The organism is Microbacterium sp. NPDC060132 (assembly GCF_042729675.1).
GTDB lineage: Bacteria > Actinomycetota > Actinomycetes > Actinomycetales > Microbacteriaceae > Microbacterium > Microbacterium sufflavum.
Window position 1 is genome coordinate 1704484 of record NZ_JBHWXU010000001.1, and the last position, 13137, is coordinate 1717620.

Annotated in this window: 14 protein-coding genes and 3 tRNA genes; 7 read left to right on the forward strand and 10 right to left on the reverse strand. The window is 69.6% G+C overall.

Translation table 11 applies throughout. The features are described from left to right. Positions 1 to 18 precede the first annotated feature (18 nt). On the reverse strand, positions 19 to 708 hold the full coding sequence (locus ACFWCH_RS08295) for a hypothetical protein (protein ID WP_136029370.1): 690 nt from the start codon (positions 706 to 708) through the stop codon (positions 19 to 21). Continuing rightward, complete coding sequence (locus ACFWCH_RS08300) at positions 708 to 2234, reverse strand: sugar transferase (protein WP_136029372.1); 1527 nt, start codon at positions 2232 to 2234, stop codon at positions 708 to 710. The genes ACFWCH_RS08295 and ACFWCH_RS08300 overlap by 1 nt, the downstream gene beginning before the upstream one ends. A 363-nt stretch (positions 2235 to 2597) precedes the next feature. Here ACFWCH_RS08300 and ACFWCH_RS08305 point away from each other — a divergent pair, with 363 nt between their 5' ends. Beyond that, positions 2598 to 3746, forward strand: a complete 1149-nt coding sequence (locus ACFWCH_RS08305) for a low temperature requirement protein A (RefSeq protein ID WP_378803335.1) — start codon at positions 2598 to 2600, stop codon at positions 3744 to 3746. A 12-nt stretch (positions 3747 to 3758) separates the two neighbouring features. Here ACFWCH_RS08305 and ACFWCH_RS08310 read toward each other — a convergent pair whose 3' ends face one another. After that, positions 3759 to 4373, reverse strand: a complete 615-nt coding sequence (locus ACFWCH_RS08310; RefSeq protein WP_378803337.1) for a TetR/AcrR family transcriptional regulator — start codon at positions 4371 to 4373, stop codon at positions 3759 to 3761. 477 nt (positions 4374 to 4850) lie between these two features. On the opposite strand from ACFWCH_RS08310, the gene ACFWCH_RS08315 reads away from it, so the two are divergent. Continuing rightward, positions 4851 to 5129: a hypothetical protein gene (locus tag ACFWCH_RS08315; protein ID WP_136029378.1), complete on the forward strand. Its 279-nt coding sequence runs from the start codon at positions 4851 to 4853 to the stop codon at positions 5127 to 5129. A 63-nt stretch (positions 5130 to 5192) separates the two neighbouring features. On the opposite strand, the gene ACFWCH_RS08320 is transcribed toward ACFWCH_RS08315, so the two are convergent. The 3 genes from ACFWCH_RS08320 to ACFWCH_RS08330 all read right to left on the reverse strand — a co-directional run bounded on the left by ACFWCH_RS08320 (position 5193) and on the right by ACFWCH_RS08330 (position 7663). Beyond that, positions 5193 to 6596 (reverse strand): DivIVA domain-containing protein, encoded by a 1404-nt coding sequence (locus tag ACFWCH_RS08320; protein ID WP_378803338.1) that lies wholly within the window; start codon positions 6594 to 6596, stop codon positions 5193 to 5195. Between the two features lie 210 nt (positions 6597 to 6806). Beyond that, entirely contained in the window at positions 6807 to 7325 is a 519-nt protein-coding gene (locus tag ACFWCH_RS08325; protein WP_378803339.1) for a hypothetical protein, read from the reverse strand. Between the two features lie 32 nt (positions 7326 to 7357). Continuing rightward, positions 7358 to 7663 (reverse strand): hypothetical protein, encoded by a 306-nt coding sequence (locus tag ACFWCH_RS08330; protein WP_136029383.1) that lies wholly within the window; start codon positions 7661 to 7663, stop codon positions 7358 to 7360. A gap of 169 nt (positions 7664 to 7832) precedes the next feature. Here ACFWCH_RS08330 and ACFWCH_RS08335 point away from each other — a divergent pair, with 169 nt between their 5' ends. From ACFWCH_RS08335 to ACFWCH_RS08350, 4 genes are all read left to right on the forward strand, one after another. Then, positions 7833 to 8093 carry a hypothetical protein gene (locus ACFWCH_RS08335; RefSeq protein WP_378803340.1) on the forward strand — a complete coding sequence of 87 codons (261 nt, stop codon included), beginning with the start codon at positions 7833 to 7835 and terminating at the stop codon, positions 8091 to 8093. 138 nt (positions 8094 to 8231) lie between these two features. Beyond that, complete coding sequence (locus ACFWCH_RS08340; protein ID WP_378803341.1) at positions 8232 to 9557, forward strand: FG-GAP-like repeat-containing protein; 1326 nt, start codon at positions 8232 to 8234, stop codon at positions 9555 to 9557. 26 nt (positions 9558 to 9583) lie between these two features. After that, positions 9584 to 10429 (forward strand): transposase, encoded by an 846-nt coding sequence (locus tag ACFWCH_RS08345; protein WP_378803342.1) that lies wholly within the window; start codon positions 9584 to 9586, stop codon positions 10427 to 10429. Between the two features lie 60 nt (positions 10430 to 10489). Beyond that, on the forward strand, positions 10490 to 10906 hold the full coding sequence (locus ACFWCH_RS08350; protein ID WP_378803343.1) for a hypothetical protein: 417 nt from the start codon (positions 10490 to 10492) through the stop codon (positions 10904 to 10906). Here ACFWCH_RS08350 and ACFWCH_RS08355 read toward each other — a convergent pair. Further along, positions 10806 to 11396 (reverse strand): DUF1772 domain-containing protein, encoded by a 591-nt coding sequence (locus ACFWCH_RS08355; protein ID WP_378803851.1) that lies wholly within the window; start codon positions 11394 to 11396, stop codon positions 10806 to 10808. The genes ACFWCH_RS08350 and ACFWCH_RS08355 overlap by 101 nt on opposite strands. A gap of 149 nt (positions 11397 to 11545) precedes the next feature. On the opposite strand from ACFWCH_RS08355, the gene ACFWCH_RS08360 reads away from it, so the two are divergent. Then, positions 11546 to 12592 (forward strand): alpha/beta fold hydrolase, encoded by a 1047-nt coding sequence (locus ACFWCH_RS08360; RefSeq protein ID WP_378803344.1) that lies wholly within the window; start codon positions 11546 to 11548, stop codon positions 12590 to 12592. A gap of 44 nt (positions 12593 to 12636) precedes the next feature. Here ACFWCH_RS08360 and ACFWCH_RS08365 read toward each other — a convergent pair. The 3 genes from ACFWCH_RS08365 to ACFWCH_RS08375 form a co-directional block, all read right to left on the reverse strand. Continuing rightward, positions 12637 to 12709, reverse strand: a tRNA-Phe gene (locus ACFWCH_RS08365). A 68-nt stretch (positions 12710 to 12777) separates the two neighbouring features. Further along, positions 12778 to 12851, reverse strand: a tRNA-Asp gene (locus ACFWCH_RS08370). Positions 12852 to 12882: 31 nt separating this feature from the next. After that, positions 12883 to 12955 (reverse strand) — tRNA-Glu (locus tag ACFWCH_RS08375). Positions 12956 to 13137 lie beyond the last annotated feature (182 nt).

Below are 13137 nucleotides of genomic sequence, written 5' to 3' on the forward strand. Positions count from 1 at the left end.
CGGGGGGTGTGGGGGAGGTCAGGCTGCGGGGCAGTCCTGAACGTCGGGGATCTCGTGCGACGAGATCTTCCAGGTGTCGTCCTCGAAGACGGCTCCGTAGATGTGGGCCACGGGGTGGCCGGGGTTGTACAGCGAGTCCTTAAGCGAGTTGCCCGCCGCGTCCTTCACGTCGATGTCGGACACGTCGACGCACACCTTGAGGGTGATGGTCGCGGGGGAGGACGCCAGGTCCACCGCCGTCGGGGTGACGCTCGTGACGACCGCCTTGCCCGTCTGCGTGTAGCCCAGGTCCATCTGCTCCCGTGCGTGGGACTGCACCTCGCCGAGCACCCAGCCGGTCGCGACCGCGTCGACGCCGACCGCCGAGCCGTCGCCGCGCTGGCTGACCTCGTCGAGGGCGGCGACCACGGCGTCGGCGGCCGCGGTCGCCCGCTTGACCTCGGCGTCCTGGTCATCGCTCATCGGGCCGTCGACCACCTTCGGGACGGACTTCAGCGGATCTTCGGATGCCGCCTTGTCCTCGTCGCCGTCGTCGACGGGCTTGTGGGTGGACGAGGCCGACGGCGCTCCGCCGTTGTTCGTCACGAGGGCGACGCCAACCCCTGCGGCGCCCAGCGCGAGCAGTGCCACGGCACCGATCGCGATCCATCGTCTGCGGTGCGTCGCGGGCGCCTTCTCGCCCTCGATCACCTGTCCTTCGTCATCCATCAGTAAGCCCCCTTCGGCTGGATCATCACCTTCGCGGTCCGCCACATGATTTGCAGATCATTCATGACCGACCAGTTCTCGACATACCGCAGGTCGAGGCGCACGCTCTCGTCCCACGACAGGTCGCTGCGCCCGGACACCTGCCACAGGCCCGTGATGCCGGGCTTGATGTACAGGCGGCGGAACACGGTGCCGTCGTACGCCGTGACCTCGCTGGGAAGCGGCGGACGAGGCCCGACGACACTCATGTCGCCGGTGAGGACGTTCCAGAACTGCGGCAGCTCGTCGAGCGACAGCTTGCGCAGCACCTTTCCCACGCGGGTGACGCGGGGGTCGTCCTTCATCTTGAACAGAAGACCGGCGCCGTCGTTCTGCGCCTTGAGGGCGGCGAGCTGCTGCTCGGCGTCGGTCTTCATCGAGCGGAACTTCACCATCTTGAAGCGGCGGCCGTCGCGGCCGACGCGCTCCTGGAAGAAGAACGCGGGTCCGGGCGAGTCGAGCTTGATGAGCGCCATCAGCACCGGGGTGAGGAGGGCGATCGGGATCAGCGCGACCGTCGCGACGAAGATGTCGAGCGCCCGCTTGAGCACGTGCACCCCGCCCTCGTACGTCGGGATCTTCACCTGGATCAGCGGCAGGCCGTCGACCTGACGCAGCGAGATGCGAGGACCGGCGACGTCGGTCAGTCGGCTCGAGAGCACGAGCTCGGCGGCGGTGCCCTCGAGCTGCCAGCTGAGCTGCTTGACGAAGTCGGGGTCCCCATCGGGACGGCTCGCCACGATGATCGTGTCCGCCCCGAGCTGGGCTGCCGCGGCGGCGACGCTGTCGAGATCGCCGACGACCGGGTAGATGCTCTCCCCGATCGCGAACGCGCCGGCCTTGCGATCCACCAGCGTCGTCCCCACGACGTGGTAGCCGTTCTCTGCGCCCTTCTGCAGAGACGTGATCACATACTCGACGTCTTCGGTCGCGCCGACCACCAGGGTGCGCGACGCGTACTGGCCCCGGATCCGGCGGCGCTGCAGCCACCGTCTCCAGGCCCAGCGCGCGCCGAGCAGCCCGAACGTCCCGACAGGGAGCGCGACGAGGAACAGCGGCTGCAGTCCCTCCCACGCCAGCAGGACGCCCGCGATAGCGGTGATGCCGAATGCCAGGCCGCTGGCGTGTGCCACGCGGCGGTATTCCGTGGCCCCGGAACCGAAGATGGCGGCGTCGCGGGTGTTGAGCGCCGACAGCATCAGATACCAGGCGAGGCCGAGCAGAGCAGCGTTGCGCCCCGCCTCGATCGCCACGACGCCGGAGGTCAGCTGGACCGCGACCGTCAGAGCGACGGCGATCAGGATGACAGCCGCATCCGTGATCCGCAGCCGCATCCGATAGTGACGTTCCCACTGCCGACGCCGTTCCAGCGTCGCCGAAGCGCGCGGCGTGGTCGCCGGGCGCGTGGACGACGTGGTGGCCCGCGGAGCGGTGGCCGGAACGAATCCCGTGCGAGAGATGCTCAGAGCATCCTCGACGGACGTCATGCCGAGGCCCCTTGAGCCGTGAATGTACGCAGAATTCCCCAGTGCGACATTGATTTCCCCAGTTTGATATCCCCAGACCGTGAACCCCACGTTCACGGCAGTCGTCTGCGTCCCGACCCCTCGGGTCCTGCTGGAACTCCGTGATCCCACATCTCGGAGTCGAAGGCGCCGTCCCAACCGGCGGCTTCGTGCAGCAGGCGCTGCAGACCTGGAACACTGTAGCGGAACCGGCTATGAAACGGAAGACAAATCCGGGGAATGGATGAAACCCCATCGCGGGTGGTGCGCGGTCGGGCGCGGCCCGGGCGCTATCCTGACGCGGTGATGGCGCCCCCACCCTCTCCTCGTTCTCGCCTGCGCACCATGCTGCCCCGTGACCCGGCGCAGCCGCATCGCACCGCGAGCACCCTCGAGCTGTTCTTCGACCTGGTGTTCGTCGTGGCCGTGAGCATCGCCTCGTCGCAGCTGCACCACGCCCTCTCGCACGGGGACTTCGTCCACGGCATCCCGTCGTACGCGATGGTGTTCTTCGCGATCTGGTGGGCGTGGATGAACTTCACGTGGTTCGCCACCTCGTTCGACACGGACGACTGGCTCTATCGCGTGACGACGTTCGTGCAGATGGGCGGGGTGCTCATCCTCGCGGCCGGTGTGCCGCGGGCCTTCGACGAGGGCGACTTCACCGTGCCGGTCATCGGGTACGTCGTGATGCGGGTGGCCATGGTCGCGCAGTGGCTCAGGGCCTCACGGTCGGCCGGTGCGCTGCGCTCCGCCACCCGCCGGTACGCGGCGGGCATCGCCGGGGTGCAGGTGCTCTGGGTGCTGTTCCTCCTGATCCCGACGGGGCCCGCCCAGCTCGTGGCGTTCGTGGTGTTCGCCCTCATCGAGATCTCCGTTCCGGTGTTCGCCGAATACCGCCGGCAGACCCCGTGGCACCGGCACCACATCACAGAGCGCTACGGGCTGTTCACTCTCATCGTGCTGGGGGAGAGCCTGCTCGCCTCGGCGAACGCGATCATCGACGCGCTCGACGAGGTCGAGGCGCTCGGGCCGCTGATCGCGATCTCGGTGCTCACGCTGGTGGTCACCGCCTCGCTCTGGTGGATCTACTTCTGGCCGCCGCATCACCGCGCGATCACCTCGTTCCGCCGGTCGCTGCGGTACGGCTACACGCACTACTTCGTGTTCGCGGCGGCCGCCGCCTTCTCGGCAGGCATCGAGGTGGAGCTGGACGTGCTCACCGGTGAGAGCCACCTGTCGAGCATGGCCGCTTCGTTCACCGTGACCGTCCCCATCGCGGTGTTCCTCCTCGGCGTCTGGTGGATCGCGATCAAGGAGAACGCCGACCGTGTGGTCAACACGGTGGTGCCGACCGGAGCGGCACTCGTGCTGTTGGATCCGGTGCTGCCGGTCCCGGTGACGCTCACCGCACTGATCCTGGCAGCCGTCGTGGTCGTGCTCGTGCTCCGACCGCCGGTCACGCGCGAGGCCGAGGCTCCGGTGGGGACGTAGGCGCCGCGCCGCTCAGACGCAGGCGGCGAACAGGTCGAGGCACTCCTGACGCAGTCGCGAGATCGCCTCCGTGTCGCCGCGCAGATGGCGGATGAGGGCGTTCTGGAGCATGCCGTCGGTCAGGGCGTACGCCAGGGTGGCGTCGAAGCGACACGGTTTCCCGGCGAGTTCCGCGTAGCGCGCGAGCACCTCGCCGATCGCCTCCTGCAGCATCTGCTCGATCTGCTCGATCGTGTCGCCGAAGCCGGACTCGAACAGTGCCTGATTGCGCAGGTCGTACCAGAGGCGGTGCAGCGACGCGTCGTCCTTCAGGCTCCTGGCCATCTCGTCGGCCACGCGCCCGGCGAGCTCGTCGGGGGTGGTCGCCGTCTCGATGATGGCGGCGTAGCGCTCGGCCGGCTGGCCGCGCGAGATGCGGACGGCCTCCGCGATGAGGTCGTTCTTGTCGGTGAAGTAGTAGTGCAGCGAGCCGTGAGAGAGCTCGGAGTGCTGGGCGATCTCGCGCAGCCCCGTGCGGGCGAACCCGCGTTCGGCGATCGCCTCCAGCGCGGCCTCCGCCAGGCTCCGTCGACGGAGGGCGAACTTGTCGGTCCCGGCGCGCTCGGCCCTCTTGATCGCTGTGTTCATCGTCTCGTCTCGACTCCGTCCCTGCGTTCGGTATCGGTCATGCTAGTGGGCACCGTCGCGGATTTGAACAGTCGTCAAGTAAAAACTGGACACTCATCCAAGAAAAACTTGACACTTGACCAATCCCGTGATGCACTGGATGGATCGCGATCGTGAGCGTCCCCAGCGCCCGATCGTCGACCACGCCGCGCGCGCGATTCCCCGTCGCCCCGGCAACCGCTGCCTGACGAACTCTCGCTCGGCAGCGTGCGCGGCGGAGCGATGTCCCCACCTCCTCCGTCGCGCCCCCGAACCCGTCGTCACGGCATCTCTGCTAGACTGACGATGCAACGTGTGCGTTTCGCCCCTCTCGGCCGCCGCGTCGCCACTGATCAGGGCCCATCCACGGTTCGCGCACATCGACGCGCGCGACGCCGCCTTCGATCTCCTCACTTGCGGACCGCCCTGCGTGCCCGCCACATAGCAATGAGCATCACCATGAGCACCACCACCGTCCCTCCGTCCGACCCCCTCACCTGGAAGCAGGCCGACATCGACGTGCACGTCGCCACCCGCGGCGGCGAGTTCGCCGGCTTCGTCGAGTTCGACGGCGCCGCACACGTGCTGCGCGACGAGCGCGGTACCGACCTCGGTACCTACGCCTCGCTCGACGACGCCTGCGACGCACTCGACGCTGCGACCCGGCCCGCACCGCGCTCCGGGCTCCGGTCCGTGCCGCGCTCCGGACGCCGCCGCGTACGCCGGGCCAGGGCCTGACCACACCGACGACACGACGAAGGCGCGAGCAGAGAGCTGCTCGCGCCTTCGTCGTGTCCGGCTCTACCGCTTGCTGTCGTCGGTCTCCACCACGTCGATCGTGATCTTCTCGAGCGGGCTGTCGCCGTCGAGCTCGTCGTCCAGCACCTCGTCGCCCAGGAACGTCTCCACGACCGTCTCGGTCGCCTCCGAACCCGACTCGTCCTCGTCGTCGATCGTGGCCTCGGCGACCGCGATCGACGAGGGCAGCGCATCGTCGCTGAAGATGCCGTCGGGGCGGATGAGCTCGCGCACCTCGGCCATGAAGCTCGACAGCTGCTGCTGCTGCCAGCGCAGCTGCCGCGTGCGGTCCTCGGCGTCGTGCAGCACCGCGGTCGTGTGACCGGTGACCGCATCGACGATCTTCTGCGACTTCACCCTGGCGCGGTCGAGGATCTCCCTCGCGCGCACCTGCGCGTCCGCCTCGATCGCCTGCGCCTGCGACCGCATGAGCCGCTCGTAGTCGTCCGCCTTCGCGGAGATCCGCTGCGCGTGCTCCAGGGAAGCGGTGACCTGCTCGTTGGCATCGGTCGTGATGCGCTCCGCGTGCGCGACGGCCTGGTTGTGCAGCACCAGGAACTCCTGCTGCGCGTCGTCCTGGCGACGGGTCAGCGTCTCCTCGAACTCGAGCACGCGGGCGTTCATCTCGCGCACCTCGCGCTCCGCATCCGCCCGCAGCTGCGTGGTCTCCCTCGTGACGAGCGAACGCAGCGCCGCCGCGCCCTTCTCGGCCTCCGTGCGGATCGCGGTGGCCTCCTGCGACGCCTGGTTCACCTTCTCGGCGGCGTGCGACGCCTCCCGCTCGATGCGCGCCTCGTGGGCCGTGTACTCGGTCTCCATCTTCAGGCGCACCTGGTCGGCGTCCCGCTGGGCCTGCGAAGTGATGCGATCGGCGTCGGCCTCGGCCTCGGCGCGCTGCGCAGCGACCTCTTCGCGCGCCGACGCCATGAGCCGGTCGGCCTGCACGGCGGCGTTCTGGATCAGCACGTTCGCCTGCTCCTCCGCGACGCGCAGGATCGCCTCGAACTGCTGACGAGACGGCGCCTCCTCGCCCTCGGGCTGCGGGGTGTCGACGAGCTCGGAGGTCAGCGTGGCGACCTGCTGCTCGGCGTCGGCGGCCTTGGCGTTCGCGGCGGCGAGCTCGCTCTCCAGCGCCTCGCGCGCCTCACGCTCCTCCGCGCGGATGGCCTCGACCGACTCGGTCTCCCTGGTCTGCGTCTCGGCGAGCTGGTCGGACAGCTGCTGCACCTGCGCCCGCAGGGAGGCGAGCGCCGCGTCGACCTCGCCCTTGTCGTAGCCGCGGAAGCCGATCGTGAACGCGGCGTTCGACGCCGACGACGACTGCTGGTCGCGCGGTGCCGTCTCGATCAGCTGGTCGAAGAAGTCCGGCGACCGCTCGTCGCGGGAGCCGTCCGGGGAGTCGCTCATGGTTGGGCCTTTCTGGCGTGTCCGGACGCGGAGCGGGGGCTCCGACCGCCGAACGGGATCGCACGCACGGACGAGGAGGCCGCCCGGCGCACGTCGCGACCGTGTCCTCAGCGGACGCTGTGCCGGGCGCGACGCGGTCCTAGCCTAGTTGCGCCGGCTGTGGATCGTGAGCCCCTCTTCACACCGGGGAGGGCGGTGCCGACGGACGGTTCATCCGGAGCGCGACCAGCGGGCATTGCGATCGTCGAGCAGCGCGCCACGGACGTACGAGACCGGCGGCCCGTCGGACACCGTGATGCCCCGCGCCCCCGCCGCCGCCGCGACGCGGGAGCGCAGCTCGGTCCACAGCGCCGTGGTCTGCGGGAACCCCATGTACTCGCGGAAGGTCTCGACGCGCAGCACCGCGCCCATCGGGTCGGCGGTCACGCGCACGACGGTGTCGTCGGGGTCGACGAAGCGGATGCCGATGGCGCCGTCTTCCAGCGGGAGGAAGTCCTTGCCCGCAGCCGCTGCCATCGTCAGGAGCTCCCGTGCCTCCGGGGCGGGCGCGTGGATCCGCAGCGTGCGACCGAACTCGGCGAGGGCCTTGTCGAGCTGGTCTCGCGCGAAGCGGTCGCCCGCGCGGCGTCCTGCGGCCGCGGTGCTGCGGTTCAGCCACGGGCGCAGGAAGGCGGCCCCGACGATGATCGCCAGGATGAGCAGTCCGAAGAGAAGGAGAGTGGGAACCACGACTGATCCGTGTGGGCGGAACGGCGGTCCGTTCAGCGGGGCGCGGTGAGCGCGTCCAGCACGAGCTCGCCGGAGGAGTTGAGCGCCTGCATGATCTCCTGCACGCGGTGCGGGTCGATGCGGGGCGGCTCCGCCGCGTCGAAGCCGAACTGGAGCGGGATGGCCGGGTGGATCCAGATCGTCGCGCGCTTGTCCACCCCGGCTGCGACGGGCAGCCAGGTCATCATGAAGCTCTCCTGTCGACGGAGCTTCGTGGAGATCACGATTTTCAGGTGCGCCAGGGTCTCATCCTCGATGAGAATCGGGTCGGAATGACCGTCGTAGCGGAGTCTGCCCATAGTGCTGACCGTACACCGCTCCGAGGCCCTCTGCCTCTCATCCCTGATCGGCGCAACCCCCTTCGGTGCGAGGAACCGGAGGCCTATTGTCGCCGAACAGGCGGGCCTCGGAAACGCGCAGACGGGACAGGTGACGGCAGTGACACATGAGGCGAAGAGGACGGCGCGCGTGCGGATCGTCGTGAACGATGTCGGCTTCGTGCTCGCACCCGGTGAGTCGGCGGACGGGATGAAGCAGGAGATCGACGCCGCGGTCCGGGCGGGAGGCGGGTTCGTCGCGTTCACCGTGGCGGACGGTTCGCGGGTGAACGTGCTCGTCTCCCCGATGAGTCACGTCGTGATCTCGGTCGAACCGCACGACTCCGAACCCGATGAGCCTCCGGTCGCGATCTTCCCCCGAGGCGACTTCTTCGACCACGAGCTGCTCTGACGCGGACAGCGCCGGAACCCGCCCCGACCGATCCGTCGCCCGCGGGGTGGCGCTGACGGGTATCGCGCTCCGCGCTTGGTACGGTGACCGCGGTGGACATGATGTCCCTGGGGCCGCTGAGCAAGAGAGAACGTCACGATGAAGCGCACGTCCCGCTTGCGCCTTGGCCGCATCGGGATCGTCGCCGTGCTCGCGGTGATGCTCGGCACCCTGGCTCCCGCGTTCACCTCGGGCGACCCGGCCGCGGCCGCCGCGCCCGACGGCTACATGGTCTACCCGGCGTCTGGCAACATCCAGTCCAAGGTCGGTGACGGCTGTCTGGGCAACTACCGCGCCCACGACGGCATCGACATCTCACGCAACGGCGGCACCCCGATCCTGGCGGCCTACGACGGCGTCGTCCGCACGCGCACGTCGAACGGCGGATACGGCAACTACACCGACATCGAGCACGCGGGCGGCTACGTCACCCGCTACGCCCACATGGCCAGCACCGCGTGGTACCCGCCGGGGACCCGCGTGCTGCGGGGCCAGCAGATCGGCGTGGTCGGCAACACCGGCAACTCCGCCGCCTACCACCTGCACTTCGAGGTCTGGCTGAACGGCCGCGTCTACTCGCAGATCAACAACGGTTTCACGTGCCTGTCGAACGTCACGCGCGGTGCCACCATCCCGCTGTTCTTCCCCGGTCTCGGCACCGGCTCGGGCACCGTCGCCTCCGCGGACTACACGGGCGACGGCAACGCCGACGTGCTCGTGGTCGCCGGCAACGGCGACCTGCGTCTGCGCACCGGCAACGGCCAGGGGTCGTTCGCCGCGGCGACCACGGCCCTCGGACTCTGGGGCGGCAGCCGTCGCCACGTCACCCACGCCGACTTCAACGGCGATACGAAGGCCGACCTGATCGCGGCGAGATCCGACGGCACGCTCGAGTTCTACGCCGGGAACGGTGCGGGAGGATTCGCGGCCGGGACCGCGATCGGGAACGGCTGGTACGGCCTGCTGCACATCGTCTCCGGCGCCGACTTCACCGGCGACGGCAGACAGGACGTGATCGGCGTCGCCCCCAACGGGGCGATGTCGCTGTACGAAGGCAACGGCTCCGGCGGCTTCACCGGGCGCGTGACCACACTCGGCGTCGGGTGGGAGGGCTTCCACTTCATCGTGGGCGGCGACTTCGACAACGACGGCAAGGGCGACCTGATCGCCGCGTCGGACACCGGGACGCTCTACTTCTACCGTGGCGCGAACTACGGCTTCCAGACGGCTCGGGTCGTCGGCGAAGGGTGGATCGAGTTCACGGCGCTCACGGGCGGGGTCGACTACAACGGCGACCGCCGGGCGGACCTCCTCGGACGCACCCCTGCGGGCGAGGTCTACCTGTATAGCGGTCTCGGCGACGGGACCTTCGGGACCAAGACGCTCGTGGGCTCCGACTGGGGCGGACACCTCACGATCGAGTAGGGCCTGGCGCCGCGTATCGTGGGCGCATGGCGGCTTCCACGTTCGACGAGATCGTCGCGGACCTGTACGCGGCGTCGCCGGGCGACTTCGTGGCGGCTCGCACCGCTCGTGCGAAGGACACCGCGGATGCCGCCACCGCCGCGGCCGTGCGAGAGCTGCGCAAGCCCTCGGTCGCGGCGTGGGTCGTGAACGTGTTCGCTCGGGAGAGGGCGGAGCAGCTGGGGGAGGAGCTGAGCCTGGCCGCCGAGCTGCGGGAGGCGCAGGCGGACCTCGACGCCGCAGCGCTGGCGAAGCTCGGACGTGAGCGGCGCGCCCTCACGCGACGGCTGGCGCAGGCGGCGGGACAGCTCGCGCAGTCGCGCGGGGAACGCGTGACGACGGCGACGCTGGACGCGGTCGAGCAGACGATCTCCGCCGCCTTCTTCGACCCCGACGCGGCGGCGGCGGTGGCGTCGGGGCGACTCCTGCGCGCCCTGGAGCCGAACGCGTCGGGCGACGACGTCCGCGAGGCCGTGGCGGGGGAGGTGCCGACACTCGCGCCCGCCGCGCCGCGCCGCGCGGATGAGCTCTCCGCGCGGCGGGCTCGACGCGAGGCCGAACGGCGCGTGACCGCGGCGGAGAAGGAGCTCGCGGCGGCGGAGCGTGCAGTGGCGAAACAGGACGATGTGCTGCGGACGCTTCGCGCGCGCGCCGAGGAGCTCGACGACGACATCGCCGACCTCGAGGCGCAGCTCGCACAGCTGCGCACGGAGGCCGAGCGCATCGCGGGAGAGCTGCCGGGGGCGACCGAGCGTCAGGAGGAGGCCGTGGCGTCGCGCGACGAGGCGGCGCGGGATCGCGAGGCGGCGCAGCGGGCACTCGATGCGCTCTGACCCCGGTCGGCGCGGCACGTGTGCGACGATGGCTGGCATACGGAGAGGCGAGGGGGCACCGTGAAGCGGAGCACGAGGGTCGGCGCTGTGGGCGTGGCCGCGGTGGTCATGGCCACCGTGTTGTCCGGATGCATGGGCGGGGCGGACTTCGCCGTGCTCGAGAAGGAGCCTCAGGCGGCTGACGCCCTGCCGGATGCCGCGGTCGACGACAACGACGGCGTCGTCGCGCCGGACACCGCCCGGTTCGTGGGGAAGCACGGCGACGTGTCGCTGTGGCTTGCACGACCCGCGTCCGGCAGCGGGATCTGCGTGGTCGCGTATGAGAGCGATGACGCGTACGCCACGGGCTGTGCCGACAACGGGACCTGGGTGCGCCTCAGCGGCGAGCTGGGCACGTACGAGGTCGCGCCGGACGGCTCGCCCGCCCCCGAGGGGACCGAGCGGCTGTTCGACAACGTGTTCGTGCCGGCGGGGTGAGGGTGAGCGTCTGCGTCCGGGGCAGCGCCAGGGTCAGGCCGTGATCGGGCAGAGAGGTGTCGAGGGCGACGCCTCGGTGAGCCCCATCAGTACCCGCAGTGCGGAGCGGGCGCGCAGCTAGACGAGCAGAGCCCACACCGCGACCCGCGATCGCGACGACGGACGCCACCGAGCGCACGCCGTTCAGCGCGTTCCATCGGCGTTCGAACGCGGCGCGTGTGGTCGTGGCAGAAGTCGTCGAGCCGTCCAACGCGTTGTTCAGCGGGACGTTGCCGGCCACGGTGACGACGACAGCGCCGAGGAAGAACACGACCCCGCCGGCGGCGAGCAGCCACCCGCGCGCAGAGTCCAGCGCGAGCAGGCCCGCCCACACCAGGAACACCGGGGGCAGGAAGATCGGCAGGAGGAACAGCGGATTCACCACCGCGCGGTTGATGGCGCGCATCGAGGTGACGAAGGTCGGGTCGTCCGTGCGCCCGAGGCCCGGCATGACCCCGGTCGAGAAGGACCAGAACGTGCCGCCTCCGAGCGCGAGAAGGACGAGGCCGACGGCGGCGAGTGCGTCTGTGAGCTCCACGTCGGGCACTCTACGACATCGTCGCGTCGCCGCGGATGCGCGGCCCTCCTAGGCTGACCGACATGAGTGACGACCTCGGCCGCACCGTCATCGCGGATCTGTGCCGCCTTCCCAACCCCGAGGCGATCGACCGCACGGCGTTCGTCGAGCTCGGCGGCGTCGAGCAGTTCGTCTCGATCCGCGGCCGCAGCAGGGCGAACCCGGTGCTCGTCGTGTGCCACGGCGGTCCGGCGCTCCCGTCGTTGCCGTCGTCGTGGATCTGGCAGCGCGGGGTCGAGGAGTACTTCACCGTCGTCAACTACGACCAGCGCGCCAGTGGCAAGTCCGTGGCGACCGTGTCCGACGGGCTGGATCTCCGTGTCGAGAGGTATGTCGACGATCTCGTGGAGCTGATCGCGTGGGTGCAGGCCGAGCTCGGCGTCCGGAAGGTCGGGGTGCTCGGCCACAGCTGGGGGACGATCATCGGCCTCACTGTGGCCAGGCAGCGACCCGACCTGCTGTGGGCGTACATCGGCGTCGGCCAGGTCATCTGCGGTCCCGAGAACGAGGTCGAGAGCTTCGGTCACGCGATGCGGAGTGCCGTCGCGGATGGGAATGAGCGGGCGGTCGCGGAGCTGCAGTCGCTCGGGGAGTATCCCGGCGCGGAGCCGTTGACCGTCGAACGCATCGTGACCTGCCGGAGGTGGGCCCAGCACTACGGGGGGCTGTCCGCGTATCGGTCCGACTTCGCATACTTCACGGAGTCGCAGGAGCTGTCTCCGTATTACACCGATGCCGACCTGGGGTTGATCGGCGTCGGGCAGCAGGTGACCATGACCGCGGTGCTCCCGGCCCTGCTCGGCTTCGACGCCCGCGATCAGACGGCGTTCGAGGTGCCGATGCTGCAGTTCCTCGGACGCCACGACTGGACGACGCCTACGGGCCCCGTCGTGCGCTGGCTCGAGCACGTGACGGCACCGTCGTCGCACGTCGTCTGGTTCGAGAACTCGGCGCATCTGTGCATGCTCGAGGAGCCGGGCAAGTTCCTCGTGAGTCTCGTCACCCGCGCGCTGCCCCATGCGGTCGACGCGATGCCGGTGGGCGGGCAAAGCAAAACCCCCGCCATGTAGAAGCTAGGCGAGGGTTTCTGGGCTGATTGTAATGATCAGCCTTGTGGCTCCGACCGGCATCGATCCGGTGACCTTTCGATTTTCAGTCGAACGCTCTACCAACTGAGCTACAGAGCCGCGCGGCGATGGTGCTGCCGCGTCCTAGACGAAGAGCCCTCTCCGAAGAAAGAGCTCGTCGCACGGAGCGACCCTGACGGGACTTGAACCCGCGACCTCCGCCGTGACAGGGCGGCACGCTAACCAACTGCGCTACAGGGCCATACTGGTGTTTTCAATTGTATCGGATGGAGTGACCCCAACGGGATTCGAACCCGTGCTACCGCCGTGAAAGGGCGGCGTCCTAGGCCGCTAAACGATGGGGCCGAGTCAGTCCCGGGAGGACTTCCTTGCCGACGCTCAAGCATAAGGGATGACGCGAGCAAATCGCGAATCGAGGGCGATGCGTCTTCCCCCGGGCGTGTTTCGGGAGGACCATGGAGGTCACGATGGTGCCGCGGGGGCCGTGCCATTTCGCTGGTGCGGATGTGAATGTTGTTGTTAGTGTG

Coding starts and splice junctions, on each gene's coding strand:
- ACFWCH_RS08295 (WP_136029370.1), bottom strand. CDS start 708: ATGGATGACGAAGGACAGGTGATCGAGGGCGAGAAGGCGCCCGCGACG.
- ACFWCH_RS08300 (WP_136029372.1), bottom strand. CDS start 2,234: ATGACGTCCGTCGAGGATGCTCTGAGCATCTCTCGCACGGGATTCGTT.
- ACFWCH_RS08305 (WP_378803335.1), top strand. CDS start 2,598: ATGCTGCCCCGTGACCCGGCGCAGCCGCATCGCACCGCGAGCACCCTC.
- ACFWCH_RS08310 (WP_378803337.1), bottom strand. CDS start 4,373: ATGAACACAGCGATCAAGAGGGCCGAGCGCGCCGGGACCGACAAGTTC.
- ACFWCH_RS08315 (WP_136029378.1), top strand. CDS start 4,851: ATGAGCACCACCACCGTCCCTCCGTCCGACCCCCTCACCTGGAAGCAG.
- ACFWCH_RS08320 (WP_378803338.1), bottom strand. CDS start 6,596: ATGAGCGACTCCCCGGACGGCTCCCGCGACGAGCGGTCGCCGGACTTC.
- ACFWCH_RS08330 (WP_136029383.1), bottom strand. CDS start 7,663: ATGGGCAGACTCCGCTACGACGGTCATTCCGACCCGATTCTCATCGAG.
- ACFWCH_RS08340 (WP_378803341.1), top strand. CDS start 8,232: ATGAAGCGCACGTCCCGCTTGCGCCTTGGCCGCATCGGGATCGTCGCC.
- ACFWCH_RS08345 (WP_378803342.1), top strand. CDS start 9,584: ATGGCGGCTTCCACGTTCGACGAGATCGTCGCGGACCTGTACGCGGCG.
- ACFWCH_RS08355 (WP_378803851.1), bottom strand. CDS start 11,396: ATGCCGGGCCTCGGGCGCACGGACGACCCGACCTTCGTCACCTCGATG.
- ACFWCH_RS08360 (WP_378803344.1), top strand. CDS start 11,546: ATGAGTGACGACCTCGGCCGCACCGTCATCGCGGATCTGTGCCGCCTT.